This is a genomic window from Rhodococcus sp. NPDC059969 (assembly GCF_042738325.1).
In the GTDB taxonomy this organism is placed as follows: domain Bacteria; phylum Actinomycetota; class Actinomycetes; order Mycobacteriales; family Mycobacteriaceae; genus Rhodococcus_F.
This window is the reverse complement of record NZ_JBHWUF010000002.1, coordinates 35926-57995: the sequence shown is the minus strand read 5'-3', so window position 1 is coordinate 57995 and position 22070 is coordinate 35926. Positions and strand designations below refer to the sequence as shown.

The 22070-nt window shown below is 60.3% G+C and carries 20 protein-coding genes; 9 read left to right on the top strand and 11 right to left on the bottom strand.

Annotation, left to right across the window (positions count from 1 at the left end; translation table 11 throughout):
• Window positions 1–70 precede the first annotated feature (70 nt).
• Genes ACFWAD_RS09215 through ACFWAD_RS09205 form a run of 3 tightly spaced genes read left to right on the top strand, consistent with a single transcriptional unit; the run spans window position 71 to window position 1964 of the window.
• Complete coding sequence (locus tag ACFWAD_RS09215) at window positions 71–532, top strand: MarR family winged helix-turn-helix transcriptional regulator (RefSeq protein ID WP_378543043.1); 462 nt, start codon at window positions 71–73, stop codon at window positions 530–532.
• On the top strand, window positions 529–957 hold the full coding sequence (locus tag ACFWAD_RS09210) for an organic hydroperoxide resistance protein (protein WP_003939720.1): 429 nt from the start codon (window positions 529–531) through the stop codon (window positions 955–957). The genes ACFWAD_RS09215 and ACFWAD_RS09210 overlap by 4 nt, the downstream gene beginning before the upstream one ends.
• The gene (locus ACFWAD_RS09205; protein ID WP_378543041.1) at window positions 954–1964 is read left to right on the top strand and encodes an NADP-dependent oxidoreductase; all 1011 of its coding nucleotides are present in this window, start codon (window positions 954–956) and stop codon (window positions 1962–1964) included. The genes ACFWAD_RS09210 and ACFWAD_RS09205 overlap by 4 nt, the downstream gene beginning before the upstream one ends.
• A 78-nt stretch (window positions 1965–2042) precedes the next feature.
• On the opposite strand, the gene ACFWAD_RS09200 is transcribed toward ACFWAD_RS09205, so the two are convergent.
• The 4 genes from ACFWAD_RS09200 to ACFWAD_RS09185 all read right to left on the bottom strand — a co-directional run bounded on the left by ACFWAD_RS09200 (window position 2043) and on the right by ACFWAD_RS09185 (window position 5450).
• Entirely contained in the window at window positions 2043–2918 is an 876-nt protein-coding gene (locus ACFWAD_RS09200; protein WP_378532097.1) for an oxidoreductase, read from the bottom strand.
• A 51-nt stretch (window positions 2919–2969) separates the two neighbouring features.
• Window positions 2970–3923, bottom strand: a complete 954-nt coding sequence (yidC, locus tag ACFWAD_RS09195) for a membrane protein insertase YidC (protein WP_378532095.1) — start codon at window positions 3921–3923, stop codon at window positions 2970–2972.
• Window positions 3924–4034: 111 nt separating this feature from the next.
• Entirely contained in the window at window positions 4035–4316 is a 282-nt protein-coding gene (locus tag ACFWAD_RS09190; protein WP_378532093.1) for a DUF6412 domain-containing protein, read from the bottom strand.
• Between the two features lie 240 nt (window positions 4317–4556).
• Complete coding sequence (locus ACFWAD_RS09185) at window positions 4557–5450, bottom strand: alpha/beta fold hydrolase (RefSeq protein ID WP_378543039.1); 894 nt, start codon at window positions 5448–5450, stop codon at window positions 4557–4559.
• Window positions 5451–5750: 300 nt separating this feature from the next.
• On the opposite strand from ACFWAD_RS09185, the gene ACFWAD_RS09180 reads away from it, so the two are divergent.
• Window positions 5751–6290 carry a C40 family peptidase gene (locus tag ACFWAD_RS09180; RefSeq protein ID WP_378532089.1) on the top strand — a complete coding sequence of 180 codons (540 nt, stop codon included), beginning with the start codon at window positions 5751–5753 and terminating at the stop codon, window positions 6288–6290.
• 401 nt (window positions 6291–6691) lie between these two features.
• Here ACFWAD_RS09180 and ACFWAD_RS09175 read toward each other — a convergent pair whose 3' ends face one another.
• Together ACFWAD_RS09175 and ACFWAD_RS09170 are read right to left on the bottom strand one after the other, a co-directional pair.
• Window positions 6692–9052 carry an ATP-binding protein gene (locus tag ACFWAD_RS09175; RefSeq protein WP_378543037.1) on the bottom strand — a complete coding sequence of 787 codons (2361 nt, stop codon included), beginning with the start codon at window positions 9050–9052 and terminating at the stop codon, window positions 6692–6694.
• Window positions 9053–9140: 88 nt separating this feature from the next.
• Complete coding sequence (locus ACFWAD_RS09170) at window positions 9141–11477, bottom strand: ATP-binding protein (RefSeq protein WP_378543035.1); 2337 nt, start codon at window positions 11475–11477, stop codon at window positions 9141–9143.
• A gap of 195 nt (window positions 11478–11672) precedes the next feature.
• On the opposite strand from ACFWAD_RS09170, the gene ACFWAD_RS09165 reads away from it, so the two are divergent.
• From ACFWAD_RS09165 to ACFWAD_RS09155, 3 genes are all read left to right on the top strand, one after another.
• On the top strand, window positions 11673–12398 hold the full coding sequence (locus ACFWAD_RS09165; protein ID WP_378543033.1) for a GntR family transcriptional regulator: 726 nt from the start codon (window positions 11673–11675) through the stop codon (window positions 12396–12398).
• Between the two features lie 107 nt (window positions 12399–12505).
• Window positions 12506–14080 (top strand): NCS1 family nucleobase:cation symporter-1, encoded by a 1575-nt coding sequence (locus tag ACFWAD_RS09160; protein WP_378543031.1) that lies wholly within the window; start codon window positions 12506–12508, stop codon window positions 14078–14080.
• A 5-nt stretch (window positions 14081–14085) separates the two neighbouring features.
• Complete coding sequence (locus ACFWAD_RS09155; RefSeq protein ID WP_378532079.1) at window positions 14086–14814, top strand: aspartate/glutamate racemase family protein; 729 nt, start codon at window positions 14086–14088, stop codon at window positions 14812–14814.
• Here the strand turns inward: ACFWAD_RS09155 and ACFWAD_RS09150 are convergent.
• Together ACFWAD_RS09150 and ACFWAD_RS09145 are read right to left on the bottom strand one after the other, a co-directional pair.
• The gene (locus ACFWAD_RS09150; protein WP_378543029.1) at window positions 14781–15956 is read right to left on the bottom strand and encodes an MFS transporter; all 1176 of its coding nucleotides are present in this window, start codon (window positions 15954–15956) and stop codon (window positions 14781–14783) included. The genes ACFWAD_RS09155 and ACFWAD_RS09150 overlap by 34 nt on opposite strands.
• A gap of 98 nt (window positions 15957–16054) precedes the next feature.
• A complete protein-coding gene (locus ACFWAD_RS09145) occupies window positions 16055–16366 on the bottom strand; it encodes an ArsR/SmtB family transcription factor (RefSeq protein ID WP_378543027.1) in 312 nt (103 codons plus the stop codon).
• Window positions 16367–16704: 338 nt separating this feature from the next.
• On the opposite strand from ACFWAD_RS09145, the gene ACFWAD_RS09140 reads away from it, so the two are divergent.
• Together ACFWAD_RS09140 and ACFWAD_RS09135 are read left to right on the top strand one after the other, a co-directional pair.
• Window positions 16705–17955, top strand: coding sequence for an MCE family protein (locus ACFWAD_RS09140; protein ID WP_378543025.1), 1251 nt, complete (start codon window positions 16705–16707; stop codon window positions 17953–17955).
• Between the two features lie 82 nt (window positions 17956–18037).
• Window positions 18038–18793: a class I SAM-dependent methyltransferase gene (locus ACFWAD_RS09135; RefSeq protein WP_378543023.1), complete on the top strand. Its 756-nt coding sequence runs from the start codon at window positions 18038–18040 to the stop codon at window positions 18791–18793.
• Window positions 18794–18837: 44 nt separating this feature from the next.
• Here ACFWAD_RS09135 and ACFWAD_RS09130 read toward each other — a convergent pair whose 3' ends face one another.
• The 3 genes from ACFWAD_RS09130 to ACFWAD_RS09120 all read right to left on the bottom strand — a co-directional run bounded on the left by ACFWAD_RS09130 (window position 18838) and on the right by ACFWAD_RS09120 (window position 22070).
• Window positions 18838–19590 carry a MerR family transcriptional regulator gene (locus tag ACFWAD_RS09130; RefSeq protein WP_378543021.1) on the bottom strand — a complete coding sequence of 251 codons (753 nt, stop codon included), beginning with the start codon at window positions 19588–19590 and terminating at the stop codon, window positions 18838–18840.
• A 75-nt stretch (window positions 19591–19665) separates the two neighbouring features.
• The gene (locus tag ACFWAD_RS09125; protein ID WP_378543019.1) at window positions 19666–21153 is read right to left on the bottom strand and encodes a flavin-containing monooxygenase; all 1488 of its coding nucleotides are present in this window, start codon (window positions 21151–21153) and stop codon (window positions 19666–19668) included.
• Window positions 21150–22070, bottom strand: a complete 921-nt coding sequence (locus tag ACFWAD_RS09120; RefSeq protein WP_378532066.1) for a ferritin-like domain-containing protein — start codon at window positions 22068–22070, stop codon at window positions 21150–21152. Before ACFWAD_RS09120 ends, ACFWAD_RS09125 begins: the two co-directional genes overlap by 4 nt.

Sequence of the window (22070 nt, the reverse complement as noted above, 5' to 3'; positions counted from 1 at the left end):
GTTGATCACCCCAGGTCTGTTTGACACTTCTTTGTTGTGCACAACTTAACTGTGCGCTACAGTTGTTCTCGTGACCAACCCACTCGCCCTCGAACGCCAGGTCTGCTTCGCCCTCTATTCGGCGTCGCGGGCTACTACGGCCGCGTACCGAGCAATGCTCGACGACCTGGGGATCACGTACCCCCAGTACCTCGTCCTGCTGACACTCTGGGAACGAGACGGCCGCGGCGTGCGAGAGATCTGTGAGGCACTCGATCTCGATACCGGAACTCTGTCGCCGCTGCTCAAGCGGCTCGAGGGCCTGGGATTCATCGAACGACGACGCCTCACCACCGACGAGCGTCGCGTCGAGATCCACCTGACGGAGTCGGGTTCCACCTTGCGTAGCAAGGCCGAGAACATCCCTGCCAAGCTCGCAGGCGCCACTGGTCTGAGTAACGACGAACTCACCGAGCTCCGAGACGTTCTCACTCGTCTCGGCGAGTCACTTCAAGCATCCAATGCCCACTCCGACGGAAAGAAGAAGTCATGAACATCGTCTACACCGCAGAAGCACTTGCCACCGGCGAAGGCCGCAACGGTCACGCTCGCACCTCGGATGGCCGCCTCGATCTCGGTCTCGCCATTCCCAAGGAAATGGGCGGCAGCGGCGAAGGCACCAACCCTGAGCAGCTCTTTGCCGCCGGGTACGCAGCCTGCTTCCACTCCGCACTGCAGATGGTCGCCCGCGCCGAGAAGGCCAACGTGGCCGATTCCGCAGTCGGCGCGCGAGTCGGCATCGGCCCCAACGGTGCAGGTGGTTTCGGACTCGCTGTGACGCTGGAAGTTTCACTCCCCCACCTGCCCCACGATCAGGCCGTCGAGCTGACGGAGAAGGCGCACCAGGTGTGCCCGTACTCCAACGCAACTCGCGGCAACATCGAGGTCACCCTCGAAGTAAGTAAGGACGACGAATGAGCACCACCACCACTGTCAGCCGAGAAATCCATCTCGCTTCACGCCCCAACGGTTGGCCTACCCCGGAGAATTTCTCCACCGTCGAGGTAGAACTCCCCGAACTCGAAGACGGCCAGATCCTGGTCCGCAACATCGCCATCTCCGTCGACCCGTACATGCGCGGCCGGATGAACGACGTGAAGTCGTACCTTCCGCCGTTCCAGGTCGGTGCAGCGCTCGACGGTGGCGCTGTCGGCGAGGTCGTCGAATCCAAGTCGGCTGATCGCGCCGTGGGCGACGTAGTCGTTCACGGCCTCGGATGGCGTGAATACGCCGTCCTCGACGGATCCGCAGTGACTCCGGCCGACACGTCCATCGCGCCGGCGACGGCTTACCTGGGCGCCCTCGGCATGACCGGTCTCACCGCGTATGCCGGCCTCACCGCGGTTGCGGAGTTCAAGGAAGGCGACACCGTATTCGTCTCCGGCGCAGCAGGTGCCGTCGGATCGCTCGTCGGTCAGATCGCCAAGTTGCTCGGTGCGAAGCGAGTTATCGGTAGCGCCGGTTCGCCGGCGAAAGTTGCCCGGCTTCTCGAGCTCGGATTCGACGCGGCATTCGACTACCACGACGGCCCGATCACCGAACTGCTAGCCGCTGCTGCCCCTGACGGCATCGACGTGTACTTCGACAACGTCGGTGGCGAACATCTCGAAGCCGCCATCGATGCCATGAACCAGGGCGGCAGGATTGCCCTGTGCGGAGCCATCGCTCAGTACAACACCACCGACAAGCCCACCGCGCCCCACAACCTGGCACTGGTGATCGGCAAGCAGCTCACCCTGCGCGGATTCCTCGTGGGCGGCTACCGTCACCTCGGCGGCGAATTCCGCACCCACATGGCAGCGTGGCTCGCCGACAACAAGATTCAGTGGGACGAGACCATCGTCGAAGGCCTGGAGAACGCACCACAAGCCTTCATCGACCTGATGCGCGGCGCGAACACCGGCAAGATGGTTGTCACGCTGTAACCCGAACAGACTTCACCTGAAACAGATTTGACTGTGGCCGCGAACTTCTCGGAGTTCGCGGCCACAGTCGTATCCGAATCAGATGCCGAACGACACCCCGGTCAACTTCTCCGACAGGGTCCACAAACCCGCGGCGGTCCTCGTGTCGTGTGACTTCTTGTTCGACCCCACGACCTTGGGATACCCGCGCTGCTCGAACGGACCGTCCGGTCCGATGTAACTGCCGCCGAAGGCATCCGGCGCGGTTGCCGCCCACAGTTCGGGAAGCGCACCCATCTCCGCGGACTGCGCGAAGATCTGATTGCCGATTCCCATCAGCTTGTCCTGGATCGACTCGGTGTGCCCTTGCAGGTTCGTCGACGCATATCCCGGATGCGAAGCGAGCGCCTTGAGCGGTGACCCCGACGCTGCAAGCCTGCGCTGAAGTTCGTACGTGAACAACAGATTGGCAAGCTTGGACTGCCCGTAGGCCAGCCAGCGGTTGTACTTCCGACGCTCGAAATTGAGATCGTCCAGATCGACGGTCCCGAGCTGATGCAAAGCACTGGACATCGTCACCACTCGGTCGGTGAGCTTGTCCTTCAGCAATCCGGTCAACGCGAAGTGTCCGAGATGGTTTGTGCCGATCTGCATTTCGAATCCGTCGACGGTCCGGCGAAACGGGACCGCCATCACGCCGGCGTTGTTCACCAGGACGTCGACCTTCTTCGTTGCGTCGGCAAAGGCTCGTACCGACGACAGATCCGAGAGGTCCAACTTGCGGACAACCGCGTTGGATCCGATCTCTGCGGCTACGGCGTCGGCCTTCGTGGTGTCGCGACAGGCGAGGACGACGTCGGCCCCGGCTTTGCCCAGCGCTCGTGCGACTACCTCACCCAGTCCGCTGTTCGCCCCCGTGACGACAAATGTGCGGCCGGTCTGATCCACTACGTCTTCTGCGGTCCATTTGGTCATGCATTCCAGCGTACGTGCCTTACCCGTCGGTAGGGAGGGCCGATTTTTCGGTCATCGCTTGCGCTTGGCTCGGATCGGCTTTGCTCCTGGCACCGGTGGGGCACCCGCTGCACGTGCCGGGGGCGTGGCCACTGCGGGTGTCGACGACAATTCGGCCTCCTTCTGCTCTGCCGCGATGCGTCCGTACACAAAATGCTGTTGTCCCAACGTCCAGCAGTTGTTGCTCACGAAATAGAGCAGGATCGCGACGGGAGCAAAAGCACCGAAGGCAATCACACCGACCGGAAACACCCACAGAGCAAGCTTGTTCATGATTGCCGTTTGAGGGTTGACGGTTCCGGTGTCCACCTGGCGCGCGATGGACGCCCGCGACGTGAAATGCGTAGCGACGGCGGCAAAAATCATCAGCGGTACAGCAACCAGAATGATGGAGATCCGACTGACGTCGCCGAACGCTTCCAGCTGCGCTGCCGGACTCGAAATCATGGCGGACAACGGCGCGCCGAACAGTTTGGCGTCGAGAAACGACTGCACGTCCGAGGCGCTGAAGAAGTAGTTGGCCGTGTTCGCGTTGTCCGCCACCGACATCGGTTCGGTCGGGCTCAGAAACGGGACGTGGGATGCTGCTCCGGTTCGATTGAATGATCGCAGGACGTGGTAGAGGCCAATGAACACCGGCGCCTGGACAAGCATCGGCAGGCATCCGAGTAGCGGACTGTAGTTGTGTTCCTTCTGCAGCTTTGCCATCTCGACAGTAAGTTTCTGCCGGTCACCCGAATACTTCTTCTGCAACGCCTTTATCTGAGGTTGCAGCTTCTGCATCACCAGTTGGGTGCGGACCTGCTTGACGAAGGGTTTGAACAGCAAGGCCTTGAGTGTGAAGACCAGAAATACGACCGACAACGCCCACACGACGCCGTTGTCGGGTGATCCGGAGATCAGTGAGAATACTTTGTGCCAGAACCAGAGGATTCCGGACACGGGGTAGTAGACAAAATCGAGCATGACGAATGAACCTCACCGAGAGGCACGCTCCGGCAATCGAGAGCGCGGAATGGTCGTGGACGCAAGACGTCTGACCGACCTACGACGAGTTCACCCCCGCCGACGGCCGATCTACAGACCGATTCCGGGTGCTCGAGGTTGCGGACGGCCAGGCGCGTCGGGGCTGCTCTGCCTACGGAAAGCGCCACGCAGGCAGCGTTCGTCATCCGACGGGCCGGCGGCCGAAACCGCGCGTAGTTGGAGAAGTTCGTACTTCGAGGAGGTTGCGAGTGCAGCGACCACGAAGACGGCGATCGCAGTTCCCAGCACCGCGGCGCTACCCGAGGAACCAAGCGGAGGTACTGCGAGAAGGGCGACGAACGGCAACAGAAGCAGCAACAGTGATCGCGTCACTGTCCCCGTACTCCGCTGTTGCATGACTGCGAGAGTACAGAACGACCACCGGATCCAGCTAGACGCTAACCTCGCGGACATGTCCGCGTAGCCATCCATGAGCAGGATCCTGATCGAGCCGACCGTGCCGCCGTCGCAGTCCGACCGCAGCCAACGCGTCGTCGATCGGTCCGTGGGTCCGGCCACGTCTGGATGTCGAAACGTGTGGGTGCTCGCACACCCTGATCGCCGGCAGCCTGGTCACTGCGCAATCCGCATGGTCGAACAAGATGCGAGAGACGGAAACAGAACTGGCGCATTGACATCTCGACCGGCCAGTTCTTCCGTCAGCACCTGGCCGAACAACTCCGCATCGTCGATCGGCCAATTGTGATTACCGCGAACCTCACGGACCTCGGGATCATGCAAAGCAGCGCAGACAGCATCAAAGCTCGCGCGCGGAATGACACGATCACCGGCGCCCCACAACACGACAACCGGCATCGCGCGGACTGCAATCTCTTCGAGCGCATCGATGAGATCGGCAGTCCGCGCGAGGTTGCCCGTTCGCCACACCGCACCGACGTTCCGAAGCGCGTTGAACGCGAACTCGTCGAGTGGAAACTGTGTGATTCTGTGAGTGTGTGCCGTCTCGGCCGCTTCGACCATCGCCGACCCACACCAGCTCCACCACGGCCGTTCACGAATCGAGCGCTCCCGGCCGCCGCTACTCGACCAGATTCCGCCACCGACCGCGTTCACCAGAACCAAGCGCGAGACTCGGGTGGGGAAATCCCGCGCCACCACTGTCGCCACACCGCCGCCGAACGAATGCCCGACGACGGTCACCGGGCCGGCAACGCCGGCCGCGTCCAGAAACCGCGTCACCCACGCGGCATAACCTTCGAAGGTGCGATCGGCTCGGTCGAGCTCGGCCGTGCCACCAAGGCCTGGAAGCGCAGGCGCGATCACCCGGTATCCCCGGTGAACAACAGCAGCAAGGGCAGATCGATAAGCACGAGGCGACAACCCCCACCCGTGCAGAAAGACCACTGTCTCGCCGTATCCGCCGACGCCGAAGTCGACAGGTCGAGAATCGACCACGGCTGTGCGCCACTCGATGAATTCATCGGTTCGGCGTGCGTCGACGGTCATGTCAAATCCCAGTTCAGGTGTGGTTTTTCCTCGGATGAAGTATCGAACTCGATATTGCCGTGCGCCCTCCGGCGCCGCGACGACCGTGGTACCTACATCGGTACCTACTTCTTCCTTCCGGCGTCACATTTCGCGGAATGCCGCGAAGTGCTGCCACTCGAAAAACAGGTATGCACCCCGTCCAACTGACCGGCGCGAACGCGTCGATGCGAAACCAGGCTGTGTGTCACAAGCCGAAGCCCGATCACGCCCAGCTGAATACCTGCTTCGGGACGCATCGACACGAAGGCAACACGAGAAATGTCGCACCATCGATTCACCAACCCCCGCACGACGAAGAACACACTCGGGAGGGTCATCGTCATCGGCGCTCTGTCATTGACGACCCTCGCCGTGAGTATCGACACCGCAAACGCTCAGGCACCCTTGCTTCCGGACTGGAACATCGCCGGAGTTTCTGCGGTCACGAATCCGGAGAAAGTGTCAGCTTTCGCTTCCTCGGATGGAGGCCGCGCCTTGGCAGCCGCAGAGTCCAAGATCGGCGCCCCGTACGTCTGGGGCGCGACCGGACCGGACTCGTTCGACTGCTCCGGCCTCGTTCAGTGGGCCTATGCACAAGCGGGCGTTTCGATTCCGCGAACTACCTACGACCAGGCGGTCGGCGGATCTCCGGTTTCCCGGGACGACCTCCAGCCGGGTGACGTGGTCCTGTACTACGGCGGGGAACATGTGGGGATCTATGCCGGAGGCGGTCAAGTAGTTCACGCCCCGACGTCTGGGGAGTCGGTCAAACGCGCGCCCGTGGACTCGATGCCGTACTACCTCGCCCGACGTTACTGACATGTATCACGTAAGCCTGATGAAACATCTTGTATCGCAGCGCTATTCGGGACATTCGTCGCGATCCGAATGCTTGACACTCCCCCATTGCGCGGAATGTGATGCCATCCTCTCCCCCGCAAGCGCCGTCTGCACCAGGTGTCGCGGGGCCCGGTTGGACGTAACGCGGTGTTGCGGAGACGGCACTGTCGTGTCCTGGCGAACGGTTCGCGGCGATCCCGCGACTGTCCTCGCCATCGTCGAATTGGACGAGGGCCCGTGGTTGTACACGTTGCTCACGGAATCTCCGCGTGTAGATGCGTCGGGTCCGCTGCGAGTGTCGTTTCAACGGAGGGAAGTGGGTAAGCGATACCCGGTGTTCTGCCTGTGCTGCGACGACCGGGGAAAACTGCGATCGGACTTCAGTTCCGGTCTGTTGAACCATTGACATCGCGCGAGTCACGCTCCGGCGCAGTCGACACCACCCACGCCGCGATCTGCGCTCTGGAGGTGAAGCCCAATTTCGTCAGCACATGCTCCACATGCCCCTGAGCCGTGCGTACCGAAATGACGAGGCTCTCTGCGATAGCGCGATTCGTGAACCCCTGAGCAACCAGTTCCGCAACTTGCTGCTCACGACGAGTAAGTCGAATCACGTCGATCGACGATGCAGCTTCGGCGGTGCGATGCTCGTCGAGCGCGTATGCCACAGCTTCGCCCTCGGTCATCCCCGTTCCCCGGTGAAAATTCTTGTCGAAAGTACTTTCACCCAAAGCCTTTCGAACAACCTCCATGGCGTTCTCACGGAAACGCGACAATCCCGGGAATCCGGTGAGCGGTTGCCCGATCTTCTGCCAGTACATCGCTGCGGCGCCGAGCAGAATCGCTGCTTGCTTCCAATCACGTTGTGCTGTCGCGGTCCACGCCAACGGTTCGATGCACCACGCCGCATTCATCGAAGATTTGTCAGTCTGCAAACTGCGCGTCAAATACTCACTCGCGCGCTCGAAGTCGCCGCGAAGCCAAGCGATGAGTCCGATAAACCCCAACGCGTGTGCCTGATATGTGACTTCGTGCAGTGGCTCGGTGATCTCGATGCACTCGTCGAAACACTGTACCGACCGCTCCAGTTCACCGGCAAGGATGTATGCAAGACCGAGGGTGTCCAAACTGATGACGACGTATTGCAGATTTTCGTCGAGCCGAAACAACGACACGGCAGTTTCCAATTTCACTGTGGCATTGCTGAATTCTCCTGCGGCCGTGTCGATGTACCCGTCTGCCCAAGCCGCCAGCGCCCGCGAGCGCACATCCCCCAGAGCCTCGGCAAGGCGGTGGCCCTCGTCGATCAATTCGCGCGCGCGAACAACATCGCCCTGCATCGCATGCGCCGCGGCGTCTACGCACAGAACATCCACGCGAAATATGTCAGGCCCAGCGTCTGGGACGCTCAGTGTTCGATCAGCCCAATACCGCAACTGGCCGATCAATCCGTCGGACAACCAGAATCTGTACAACGCGGCGACCATACGAGTCGCAGACCGCGCCTCGCCAGCGGTAGAAATCGAGAATTCCAGCGCGTCGTTCAGATTGTGTTGTTCGCGACCGAGCCTCGCGGCCCATGATTCTTGACCGCAACTGATCCAGTCGGATTCGGCACGGACGACAAGATCTTCAAACCAATTACGCTGTCGGCGAGACAGTTCAAGCTGTTCCCCGGTGGATTCCAGTTTTTCCCGCCCGTACTCCCGGAGCAGGTCGAGGAGATGGTAGCGAACGATACCGTCGATCTCTTCACGAATGAGAATGGATTTCTCGACCAAAGCAGTAATCAGATCAAGCACTTCGTTCGAACCCATATCCTGCCCGCACACACCTTCGGCGGCGTCGAGGTCGAACCCACCCGAAAACACCGACAACCTCCCCCACAACTGTTGTTCGGATGGTGAGCAGAGGTCGTAACTCCAATCGATCGACAATCGCAGCGTCTGTTGACGACTCGGAACGTCGCGTCCACCCGTTGTCAGAAGTCGGTATCGATCCGAGAGCCTGTTCATGATCTGCTCGGCAGACATACCACGCAGGCGAGCTGCCGCCAGTTCGATCGGTAGCGGCAAGCCGTCCAGATCGTGGCAGATACGGGCAACGGTATTCCGGTTCTCTTCGCTCAGTACGAACCCCGGCACCACTGTTGCGGCTCGTTCCGCGAACAACAGAATGGACTCGTACCGGGCCAGTCCGTCGAAAGCGCTCGGCCCCCGAAGTTCCGGAGTCGTGAGGGAGGGAACCCGCATCGTGACCTCGCCACCGACCCCCAGCGATTCGCGGCTGGTCGCCAAAATCTTCACGCCGGCACACCGGCGTAAGACGGTCGCGGCAAACCTGGCAACCGAATCCACCAAGTGCTCACAGTTGTCGAGCACCACCAGCAGGCTCCGATCGCTGCAATAGTCGATCAGTGCTTGCAGTGCGCCAGACGAGGAAACCGGCCGCACACCCAAAGTCGCGGCGATGTGGTCTTCGAGCAGATCCGCATCCGAGAGCTCACCCAGTTCGACCAACCACGCACCGTCTCGGAACACCCGTTGCAACGCTCCCGCAAGTCGGATCGCAAGCCGTGTCTTGCCCACGCCACCGATCCCGGTCAGTGTCAACAAACGGGACGACTCGAACAATCTTCTGGCATCGGCCAACTCACGCCGTCGACCGACAAAACTCGTCAGTTCCAACGGCAAGTTGCCGACTACTCGCTGATCGGCATCTGAGCGCACAGCCGGTGCCATGGACCGTCTCGCTTTCTGCGATTCCGCTACGAATCAACGCTACCCCCGCGAACTGCACCCGGAGAAGCACTCACCTCTGCCCGCGTTCTCAGCCTCGGGAGTCGGTCTCCTGCGCGGTCGAGACGAACCACGCCGCGATCTGTGATCTGGAAGTGAATCCCAGTTTTGTCAGCACGTGCTCCACATGCCCCTGAGCCGTGCGCAGCGAGATGACCAAGTGCTCCGCGATTGCACGGTTGGTCAGTCCCTGAGCCACCAATTCGGCGACCTGCTGTTCACGACGGGTCAAGTGAGGTGCGTCGATCGGCGATGCAGCCGGTGCGCTACGACGCTCGTCGAGCGCGTAAGCCACAGCTTCACCTTCGGCCATCTCGAATCCTCTGCGAAATTCCTTCTCGAAAGCATTATCACCCAATGCCTTTCGAGCAGAACTTGCAGCGCTGTCGTGATGGGCTGACAAACTCGAAAGCCCGCTCAGTCGACCCCCGACCCGCTGCCAGAACATCGCGGCGGCACCGAGCAGAACTGCTGCATGCTTCCAATCACGTTGCGCTGCCGCAACCCAAGCCATCGGTTCGACACACCATGCAGAGTTCAACGAGGCGTCGGTGGTCCGCAGACTTCGCGTCAAATGGTCACGAGTGCGCGCGAGGTCGCCCCGAAGCCAATCCACAAGCCCGAGGTTGGCTAACGTCGACGCCTGATACATCACTTCGTGCAGCGGTGCGGTGATCGCGAGGGACTCGTCGAAGCACTCCACAGAACGCTCCAGAGCACCGGTGAAGATGTACGCGAGCCCGAGGGTGCCCAACCCGATCACCTCGTGCTGCAGATTCTCAGCTGATCGGAACAGCGTTACGGCAAGTTCCAACTTCTCGGTGGCAGTGTCGAATTCGCCATTGAACGCGTCGACATATCCGTCAGCCCATCCGGCCAGGCCTCGCGAGCGCACGTCTCCGATGACCTCGGCAAGGCGCCAACTCTCGTCGACCTGTCCGCGTGCGCGAACGAGATCACCCTGCATGCCGTGTGCCACAGCATCGATGCACAGAATTTCCAGGCGATACATGTCCGGCTCCCCATCGGAGGCGCTCAGGGTCCGATCCACCCAGCGCCTCGCCGAACCGATCCGCCCACCGTTGAGCCAGAATCGGTACAACGCCGCGACCATTCGTGTCGCAGACCGTGCCTGACCCGGCGTCGAAATCGAGAACTCCAGCGCTTCGTACACGTTACGCTGCTCACGACTCAGCCACTCGATCCACTCCGCCTGCGCGCTGCTGATCCATTCGGAATCAGCCTGTACAACAAGGGATTCGAACCAATCACGATGCCTTCGACGTAGATCGGAATACTCACCGGCGGACTCCAACTTTTCATGTCCGTACTCCCGGAGAAGATCGAGGAGGTGGTAGCGAACATCCCCGTTGGTTTCCTCACGAATGAGGATGGACTTCTCGACCAACGCGGTGACGAGATCGAGCACTTCGGTCGAATTCATATCCTGTCCACACACGCCCTCGGCGGCGTTGAGGTCGAACCCACCCGAAAACACCGACAACCTCCCCCACAACTGTTGTTCGAATGACGAGCAGAGGTCGTAACTCCAATCGATCGACAATCGCAGCGTCTGTTGACGACTCGGAACATCGCGTCCACCCGTCGTCAGAAGTCGGTATCGATCCGAGAGCCTGCTCATGATCTGCTCGGCAGACATACCACGCAGGCGAGCTGCCGCCAGTTCGATCGGTAACGGCAAGCCGTCCAGATCGTGGCAGATACGGGCTACAGCAAGCTTGTTCCCATCCGTGAGGACAAAGCCTGGAACTACCGTGGCCGCACGCTCGGTGAACAGTGACACGGATTCGTATCGAGCCAGCCCCTCGGGCACTCCCGAGTCATACTGCAGCGGGGTGCTGAGGGAGGGAACCCGCATCGTCGCTTCACCACCCACACCCAACGACTCGCGGCTCGTCGCGAGGATCTTCACACCGGCACATCGACGCAAAATCGCCCCGGTGAACAGCGCAACTGCATCGACCAGATGTTCACAGTTGTCGAGCACCAAGAGCAAACTCCGATCGGCGCAGTAGTCGATCAATGCCTGCAGCGGGTCCGGCGACGAGACTGACCGGACACCAAGGGTCACGGCGACATAATCTTCGAGGAGATCAGGATCTGTCTGCTCCCCCAGTTCCACCAACCAGGCACCATCTCGAAACACCCGTTGCAACGCTCCCGCAAGTCGGATCGCGAGCCGTGTCTTGCCCACGCCACCGATCCCGGTCAGTGTCAACAAACGGGACGTCTCGAACAATCTCCTGGCGTCGGCCAACTCGCGCCGGCGACCGACAAAACTTGTCAGCTCCAAGGGCAAGTTACCGACAACTCGCTGGTCGGCTTCTGAGCGCACAGCGGATGCCATCGACCGACTCGCTTTCTGCCATACCACTACACAACAACGCTACCCCCACGATCGGCCTCCTGAGCAGCACTCACTTTCGCTTGTGATCGGATCACTCATGTTCCCCTTCGAGTGCGCGATTCACGACGGCCACACCGGTGTCACGCGGGCGAAACAACGTATTTCTACGCTGGCAATACACGAAGGGAGAGCGACATGCCGCCGCGCCGTAGATCGGTACTGCTGACGCAACTGGCAATCGATGCTCCCGGTAGTCCACAACAAGCGATTCTCGACGAACTGCGGCGAGTGATTCTGTCCGGTTCGGCGCCTCCGGGTACCCCGATTCCTCTGGGCGAGGTGGCTGATGTGTTCGGTGTCAGCCGAATACCAGTGCGCGAATCGCTGAAAACCCTGGTCGGAGAATCTTTGGTCGACCACCGACATCAATTCGGCTACACCGTTGCTCAGTTGACGCCGGCGGAATTGCGAGAGATGTACATCGTCCGCGAAACTCTGGAATCAGCTGCGTTGGCCGTCGCGGTCGAGCAGGCAACCGAGGAGGATCACGAACACGCCGTCGAGGTGAACTCCCGTCTGGAGATCGCATTGCGCTACGACGACTCTCAGTCCTATCACTGCGAGAGCCGAAACTTTCACCTCGCGCTGACTCGACCTTCGCACATGCTTCGACTTCTGCACATGTTCGAAGCTGCCTGGAACATCACCGAACCGGTTCAGCCGATGGTCCATGTTGCCGGCATCGATCGCCAGGTTCTGCACTCGGATCACACCGCGATGCTGGACGCATTCCTGCACCGGGACGCAGCCGCCCTTCTGAGTGCGTCCGAAATCCATCATCGCCGACTCAATACCGTGATCGCGACTCTGCCCACAAACACCGGTCTACTGTCCGAAAAAGATATACCGATCGCGCAATAACTGTGCAACACAGCGTCGATACCTTTCCCTCGACACGGTTTTCATCACTGACGCTGAGAGCTTGTGCTCTGTCCGCTGATTTCCTGCACTGATGCACAGGAGCTGTCATGACCGACATTCTTCCCTCTCGAACGACCTCTACACCTACTCCCGCAATGGAAACCGGCCCAGGTGACCTGGTCGAAGCTGCGGGTCACCCGGTCGGCAGCGGACTGATCAAGCCCGGCTACGACCCACGTTTGACCAATGAGGATCTGGCGCCGCTTCGCAAGCAGACCTGGTCGTCGTACAATATCTTCGCCTTCTGGATGTCCGACGTACACAGCGTCGGTGGATATGTCACCGCCGGTAGCCTTTTCGCACTGGGGTTGGCCAGCTGGCAAGTACTCGTCGCTTTGCTGCTCGGTATCACGATCGTCTACTTCTTCTGCAATCTCGTCGCCAAACCGAGCCAGGCCACAGGCGTGCCGTATCCGGTGATCTGCCGCAGCGTGTTCGGAGTTCTCGGCGCGAACATCCCGGCAATAATCCGTGGCCTGATTGCCGTGGCTTGGTACGGGATTCAAACCTTCCTCGCTTCGGCAGCGCTCGATGTAGTACTGATCAAACTCTTTCCGTCACTCGCGCCCTATGCCGTCGTCGAAGACTACGGATTCGCCGGACTCTCCGCTCTCGGGTGGGGAAGTTTCATGCTGCTGTGGGTATTGCAGGCCTGCGTGTTCTGGCGAGGCATGGAGTCGATCCGTCGGTTCATCGACTTCTGCGGGCCGGCAGTGTATGTCGTGATGTTCATGCTGTGCGGCTACCTCATCTACCAGGCAGGCTGGAGCGCAATCGATCTCACGCTCGGCGACGTCAAGTACTCAGGGTTCGACGCCGTCCCCGTCATGCTCGGTGCTGTCGCTCTGGTTGTCTCGTACTTCTCCGGACCGATGCTCAACTTCGGCGACTTCTCCCGCTACGGGAAGTCGTTCGCTGCAGTCAAGAAGGGCAACTTCCTCGGTTTGCCGGTCAACTTCCTCGTGTTCTCGGTGCTGGTTGTCGTCACGGCATCGTTGACACTGCCGGTGTACGGCGAACTGATCACCGATCCAGTTGCAACCGTGGCACGAATCGACAGCACCTTCGCCATCGTCCTCGGCGCACTCACCTTCACCATCGCCACGATCGGCATCAACATCGTCGCCAACTTCATCTCCCCTGCCTTCGACTTCTCCAACGTCAGCCCACAGAAGATCAGCTGGCGTGCCGGCGGAATGATCGCAGCGATCGGCTCGATCCTCATCACCCCGTGGAACCTCTACAACAATCCGGACGTCATCCACTACACGCTCGAAACCCTTGGAGCGTTCATCGGTCCGCTGTTCGGAATCCTGATCGCCGACTACTACCTCGTGCGCAAGCAGAAGGTGATCGTGGACGAACTGTTCAGCATGTCACCTACCGGAACCTACTGGTACAGCAAGGGATACAACCCGGCCGCAGTGATCGCAACCATCGTGGGAGCAGTCGTCGCGGTGGTCCCGGTGCTGGCCAAAGATCTCACCGGGATGTACACGGCAGCACAGTACAGCTGGTTCATCGGTTGCGGACTCGGATTTGCCGTCTACTACTTGCTCGCCACGCGTACCCCCCTGGCTGTCCGTAATGCTTCCTCCGCGGAAACCGCGACGGTCGACTGAACGTCATGAGAATCAAGGTGATCAACCCCAACACCACGTGGGCCATGACCGCCAAGATCGAGGAATGTGCCCGAGCCGTCGCCGGTCCGGGCACATTCGTCGAGGCTGTCAGCCCTGTCATGGGACCCGCGTCGATCGAAAGCCACTACGACGAAGCTCTCAGCGTCCCAGGGATTCTCGCCGAGGTCGCGTCCGGCGAGAAGGACGGTGTCGACGGATACGTCATCGCCTGCTTCGGGGATCCAGGTCTGGACGCAGCCCGCGAACTGGCCAGGGGTCCAGTGGTTGCGATCGCCGAGGCGGCGATGAACTACGCAGGCTTTCTGGGCCGTGGCTTCAGCGTTGTGACCACCCTCGGCCGAACCCGTGGCCGCGCTGCCGACCTGGTGGACCGTTACGGGATGCAGGCCCGCTGCCGGGGTATCCACTCCTGCGAGATTCCGGTTCTCGAACTCGATCGTGATCCCGATGCGCGAAAAGTGATCCTGGAAGCCTGCTTCGACGCATTGGAACGAGACGACTCGGACGTCCTCGTTCTGGGTTGTGCAGGTATGGCGGACCTCTGCCAGGAACTGTCTGCCGAACTGGGGGTGCCGGTAGTGGACGGCGTTGCCGCTGCCGTCACGATGGTTCAATCCTTGATCACGCTTGGTTTGTCGACCAGTACGCGCGGTGAGTTCTCGCGGCCACTTCCCAAGAACTACGCCGGCACCTTGGCGCCGTTCTCGTTGTGAACCCGCCCGAGCGACAATCGAGCGATGATCATTGCCAGGGCGAGGGCAGCGAACAAGACTCCGGCCCAGACCAATTGCCGTGTTCCGAGATGCGAGAGAAACAGGCCGCCTGTCGCTGTTCCGAGCGTGATCCCCAGATTGGAGAACGAAATGAACAGGCTGTTACCGAACTCAGGTGCATCAACCGAATCTCGTCCCATCCAACTCTGCGAAACGACCAGTCCACCGGAATGCACCATGCCCCACACCAACACGGCAACAGTCATCGCGGCAAAGTACGGCCCCACCAGATAGATCACGACGTACACGACGATGTAGAGCAACGGGAAAGCCACCACCGTTCGCACCACATTCTTTCCGAGCATCGCGCCGAAAACGAAGTTCCCGAAGATCATCACGACACCGAAAGCCAAGAGCATCGCGCTGATCCACGATCCGCTCATTCCGGTCACCCCGCCGAGATATTCGGCGAAGTATCCGTACACCGAGAACATGGCTGCGAAGACGAACGTGACGGAAAGAATGGTCAACCACACGCGGGGCCGTCGAAGTATTCCGACCTGCGCGCCGTAGGAAATGCGTTGTGTCACCGGGGTCGAGGGCAGAAATGTCAGAATTCCGAAAAACGCGAGGACATTGACCACGGCGCCGAAAACGAAAGCTGTCGACACTGTGAAATTCTCGGCCAGATACGACGTCAACGGCACACCGAACGCAAATCCGACGGTGACACCGGCAAACACCTTCGTGACCGCAGTAGTTGCCTCCTCTGGTGGCACCAGACGAACCGCACTCGCGAGCGCGAGAGCGAAGAAGACCGGATGAACGACGGCGGGGATGATCCGGAAAGCAAACATCACCTCGAAACTCGACGTTGTCGCATACACCAGATTGGAAACCGCGAAGACTGCAATCGCCACCAGCAGAACGGTTTTCCTGTTGATTCCCGAAGTGAAAAGCGTCGTGAACGGACCGGTCACCGCCACGACGAGCGCAAACACACCGACCAACCATCCTGCATCGGACGCGGTGATGCCGAACTTGTCGCTGACCTGGGGCAGAACTCCGATAATCCCCATTTCGGTGGTGATGATTCCGAATACGCCCAATGCCAGAACGGGAATCAATAATTTCGACTTCACAACACACTCCTCTTACTGCGCCACACGGGACGCGAAACAGATATATATCTAGATATGTAGATATGATGAGGCGCACATCGTCGCGAAAAAACCGACTGTCACAGTTCTTCGCGAACGAATTCCCTGAACTCGGCGATCACGGCTTCATTCCGCCGGTAGTACGTCCACTTTCCGATACGTTCGGACTCGAGCAGGCCCACATCCTTCATGCCCTGCAGATACCCCGAGATCACCGACTGCGCGAGCCCCGATCGCGACGCAATGTCACCGACACAGACTCCGATGTGAAAACCGAGATCCTGTTGCGTGTACGAGTCTTCGTCGAAATACTTCGCCGGATGCGCAAGCCACTCCATGATCTGCAGGCGAGCCTGGTTCGACAGGGACTTGAAGATCGCCAAAGCATCCATCGATCACACCTCACCCTTCGCCGACCGGAACGCATCTACTTTTATAGATACGACCGGCTAAGTCAAGCCTGCACGGCGCGCGAAAGGTTGTGCATCACACCTCTACACGTGAAGTGAGCTGTGCCACTTGATTTTCAGCGACCTGCGGAAACATACGGCCCGACTTTCTATCTGTGACGACTTGTTTATAGTTATCGCCAACAACGAATTGTCGGAACTTTCCGGTTCACCTCAGAACGTCCGTGGGTGAACACAATTCGCTCAACAGCAGCCGTACCCGGCTTGTCATTCGGGAGTCGAACCATGAGCACACCACATCAGTTCGGGCTCGATCTCCGATGGTGATGTCGAGGCTCGCCAAATGGCAGCTGGTCGCTCTCGTCGCCGTTGCGTTACTCGGGTTGATCTACGTCGGTGCGAAATATGTACGGCTGGACAACCTTCTGGGATTCGGCCAGTACACGGTCAAGACCGAACTGGCGACGTCCGGCGGCATCTTCACCAATGCCGAAGTGACCTACCGCGGTGTACCCGTCGGACGCGTCGGCGACATGTCCCTCACGTCCGAGGGAATCGAAGTCGACCTGTTGATCGACAGCAGTGCTCCCCAGATCCCCGCATCAGCGCGAGCCGTCGTGGCCAATCGCTCTGCCATCGGCGAGCAGTACGTCGACCTGCAGCCCGATACCGACCAGGGTCCGTTCCTCGAAGACGGCTCGGTGATCGCAGTGGGCGACACCACCACGCCGATCCCGATCGAGAACGTCTTGACCAGCGCCGACGGTCTGGTGCAATCCGTTCCCGTCGACGCACTGCATACTGTCGCGAAGGAACTCGGCGCGGCATTCAACGGCAAAGGCGAAGATCTGCAGGTACTTGCCGACTCGCTGTCGGGGATTTCCCAGTCGGGCCTCGATACCCTTCCCCAGACCCTCGGACTGATCCGCGACAGCCAGACGGTGCTCACGACCCAGTCCGATCAATCGTCGGCGATCAAGCAGTTCAGCACCGACCTCGACGCACTGACCGCGCAGTTGCGCACCAGCGACCCCGACATCCGACGCGTGATCGACAACGGCATACCGGCCAGCGACCAAGTCGGCGCACTCGTCACCGAAGCCGGCCCCGCACTCACCACCAACCTCTCCAACCTCTCCGCCGTTGCAGCTGCGGCTGCACCGACATTGCCTTCCCTGCAGCCATTCCTACTCTTTCTCCCTGCGCTCGCCGGGGCGGCGCCCACCGTTGCGCCGGGAGACGGGACTGTTCATCTGGGCTTGGTACTCGAGACCAACAACCCACTCTCGTGCACTGTCGGCTACGAAGGAACCATGGCGATTCTCGACGAGATGAAGCGCAAAGACCCGAACTTCGACGACACCACGCAGAACTTCCCGTTGAACACTGCCGCCAACTGCCAGGCGCCTCAGGGCAGCGAAACGGGAGTTCGTAGTGCCAACCGCATCGCCTTCGCCGACCCGAACACCTCGCAACCGTGGGACAGCAAGCCCAAGGTGGACCCGGACAGGCTCAACCTGAACCCGATTGCCACTCAACTCGCACCGATGCTCGGCGCCACCCCGAAGTAGCGGTAAACAAGTGGCACCTTCGACTCTCCGCGACGATGATGATGTGATGTCGGTAGGAACGCCTGAAGGCGAGTCACAGAGGATGTCACGAGGTTTCGACGAACTCGTCGCCGAAGCCGAATCCGCCTCCGTCGACGGGTGGGACTTCTCGTGGCTCGACGGACGCGCCACGGAGCAGCGTCCGTCGTGGGGGTACCAGAGGCTGATGGGTGAGCGCCTCGGCCGCGCCGGCGCCGCATTGGACATCCAGACCGGCGGCGGCGAAGTCCTCGCCGCTGCACCGTCACTCCCGCGGGTGATGGCAGCAACCGAATCCTGGCCACCGAACATCGCCAAGGCCACCGCCCTTCTGCGTCCCCGAGGTGTGGTGGTGGTCGCGGACGCAGACGAGCCGCCGCTACCGTTTGCGGATTCGGCTTTCGACTTGGTGACCAGCCGACACCCAGCGACGGTGTGGTGGATCGAAATCGCTCGGGTACTCGAACCAGGGGGAACCTACTTCGCTCAACATGTGGGTCACGCCAGCGTGTTCGAACTGGTCGAGTACTTTCTCGGTCCTCAGCCGCAGGCTCGTCGTGGACGGCACTACGAGGATGAAACTGCCGACGCGATTGCGGCCGGGCTCACTGTCGTCGACCTTCGTTTCGAGCGTCTGCGCATGGAATTCTTCGACATCGGCGCCGTTGTCTACTTCTTACGCAAAGTGATCTGGATGGTTCCGGGATTCACCGTAGCGCAGTACCGAGACCGACTCCGCGAACTCGACGCGCAGATCCGTCGCGACGGATCGTTTGTCGCGTACTCGAGTCGATTCCTGATCGAGGCACGCAAGAGCTGAGCGCACCGCGACGGGGCAGCGCATCCCGAACGTGATCGAAGCTGCTAAGTCGACTCGTCGACGTCGCTCCGCGAGCCGATCGCAGCGGCGAGGTAGTCGCCGAGTTCACGCTGAAGGTTCGCGTCGAGCGCCCGGGCCAGTGCCGAATGTACCGACGCCACACCGAGTTCACGCATCGTCTGGAGCATCTCGGCTGTACCGGCAACCTCGTCGCCCTCCGGAAGCCAACCGACCCCGTGCTGATCGACGATGCGGTCCTTCGCCGCCTGAATCAGGTCTTTGGCGATCCCGTCCACAGCGCTGTGGAGCTTTTCATGCACATCGACAAGTTGATCGAGAGTAAAACCGTATTCGAGGAGACTCGAAAACCCGCTGAGCAAAGCAGGATCGGTGAAAACACAGTTCTCTCCTTCGATCTGCACCAGTCCGAGATCTACGAGACGATCCAGTTGACCATCCGCATCGCCCCCGAGAAATTCGCGTACGACGGCCATCTCGATACTCACGGTGTCACTGCGGGACCATGGTTCGGTGACCGCGTGCTGCAGACCCAGCACCTCTGTCAGATCTTTCCCGGTTTCCCACCCGGTGATGAAGTCGTCGATATGCGCAGTGGTGAAACCTCGTTGAAGAAGTGTGTCGATCAGTTTGAGGCGTTCGAGGTGCGCGTCGCCGTAGATGCCTACCCGCCCCCGCTTCTCCGGCGGAGGAAGCAATCCGCGTTCCTGATATGCCCGTACGTTCCGCGAGGTAGTGCCCGCAGCGCGCGCTAGATCGTCGATGCGGTACTCGGTCACCGCCTCGTCTCCTCTGCCGCGTCGGTCGTCACGATTCCAACTTAGTGGCAACACCAGGCCGATCAGAACCCGGGATCAGGTCCGCGCAGTGTCTTTCTCGCGCACCGTGCTCGTGTAGTCCCGAAGATCCACCGATTTCAATTGGTTCACGTACTGGGTCGCGAAGCCGGGAAACATCGTGGCGTTGAAACCTTCGTCGGTGAGATACCAACTCGAACATCCCGAGTTCCACGTGGTCTTCGACAGCCGACGCTGCAACTCGACGTTGTACACATCTTCGACATCTTGACGAACGTCGAGCGCCTTGAGGTCGCGCTCGAGGACGATCTTGATCGCTTGGGCGAGATAGTCGAGTTGCGCTTCCATGTACACGAGGGCGGAGCTGTGCCCCGGACCAGAGTTGGGTCCGAAGGTGAAATACAGGTTGGGGTAACCGGATACCGCAATGCTCTTGTACGCGTGCGCCCCGGATTTCCACTCCTGTGCGAGCACACGTCCGTCCCGTCCGATGATCGGGACCGGTGTTCCGGTCTTGCAAACGTCGAAGCCGGTGGCGAACACAATGCAGTCGAATTGATGCTCGATCCCTTCGACCGTGCGAATGCCATGTGGGGCCAATCTCGCGATCGGCCAGGTCACGAGTGTGCAATTGTCCTGCTGGAGAGCCGGGTAATACTCACTGGTCATCAGCAACCGCTTGCACCCTGCCCGAAAATCGGGAGTGAGTTGTCGCCGCAACCACGGGTCCTTCACCTGCATGCGCAGATGAAGACGCCCGACTGTTTCCACCACCCTCGTCAACGGGGATTCCCAGACCACCCCGAGCGCTACCGATTCGTGTCCCCAGTACCAAGCCCGACGCGCCAGAGTCTGGACGACCGGATGACGACGGTACAGCTCCTTCGTGCGAGGTCGTGTGCGTAGATTTGCTCGCGGCAATGCCCATCCGGGGGTTCGTTGGAAAACCTTCACTGATCGTGCAGTTTTCACGAGTTCCGGGACGATCTGGACTCCACTGGCCCCGGTTCCGATCACTGCGACCCGCTTGTCGGTGAAGTCGTAGTCATGGTCCCAGCGAGCACTGTGAATCTTGTGCCCTTCGTAGCTCTCCAAACCCGGAACAGCAGGAAAGCTGACGTTCGCGAGCGGACCCGACGCCATGACGACTGTCCGGGCAACGACCGCTTCACGGCCCTCGAGCGCGATCGTCCAGGCGCCGGTCTGCTCGTCCCACACGATGCCCGTGACGTTGCACCGAAACCGAATTCTCGAATCGAGGCCGAACTCTTTCACCATCGTTCGGATGTAGCCGAGGATCTCCGCGCTCGCTGAGTAGGTGTGCGACCAGTCGGGGTTCGGGGCGAAACTGTACGAGTACAGACGGGACGGAATGTCGCACGCAGCGCCCGGATACGTGTTGTCGCGCCACGTCCCGCCGACTTCCATACCCCGTTCGAGAATGACGAAGTCCTCGATACCGTTCTGCTTCAACCGAATCGCCGCTCCGATTCCTGCGAAACCTCCACCGATGATCGCCACTGACAGTGGCTCGGCAGTACTCATGCGAGTGGCTCGTACGTAAGTTCCTTGGCCCAGGTCGGCTCGGAATTGAGCCTGCTGCCGGAAAGTCGGCCAGTGACCTTGACCATCCGATCGGCAAGCAGATGATAGGGATGGTTGCGATTGATGACCATGTTTCCGTGCCACTTCACCACCCGATACATCGGGACGCGGAGCGCGGCCGGACTCCGTTCGCCTACGTTCCTGAACCGCTTCATCGCGGTGTAGAGCCGTTCCTCGTTCACTCCCATGTCGACGATGTTGTCGCGCATCTTGTTCAACAGCGGGATGTATCGAAGTGTCCCGATGATCAACGCCGGATTCATCCAGGCGCCGACGGTTTCGACGACGAGCTTGCGCGTCGTCGAGTGCCCGAGCATCTCGATCACCGCGAAATCGACCGCCAGATGCCTGGACTCGTCTGCATTGATCTTCTTGAACACAGCCTGACAGACCGGATCCTCGATCTCGTCCATGATGAATTTGACCAGGGCTCCGTCGAGCGCCACCTCGAGCATCGGTATGACGGTCCCGAGAATCGAGAGAGACAAACCGTCGGAATGCTTGTCCAGCCAGTCGATGACGAGCTTGACGTTGATGTTGGGCTCGGGCATCTCGTCGCCGTCGAGCATTCCCCACCTACGCATCAGCGCGAGTTCGGCGTTGGCGTGCTTCTGTTCCTCGGCGTGAAAATGCCGATAGATGTCGCGGAGAGTTTCAGTCGGCGCCTTGAGAGCCATCGCAGCGAAGCCACGGGCACCGACGTTCTCGATCCACATCAGGTCCGACATGAACGGTTTCAGCTTCGCGTGAAGCTCTGGACTGATCGTCTCGGCACCGGGAGCATCCCAGTCGATCTCCACCAGAGCCCATTGTCGGTCCTTGATCTTCTGCAGCATTCCGTCGAAATCGAAGGACAT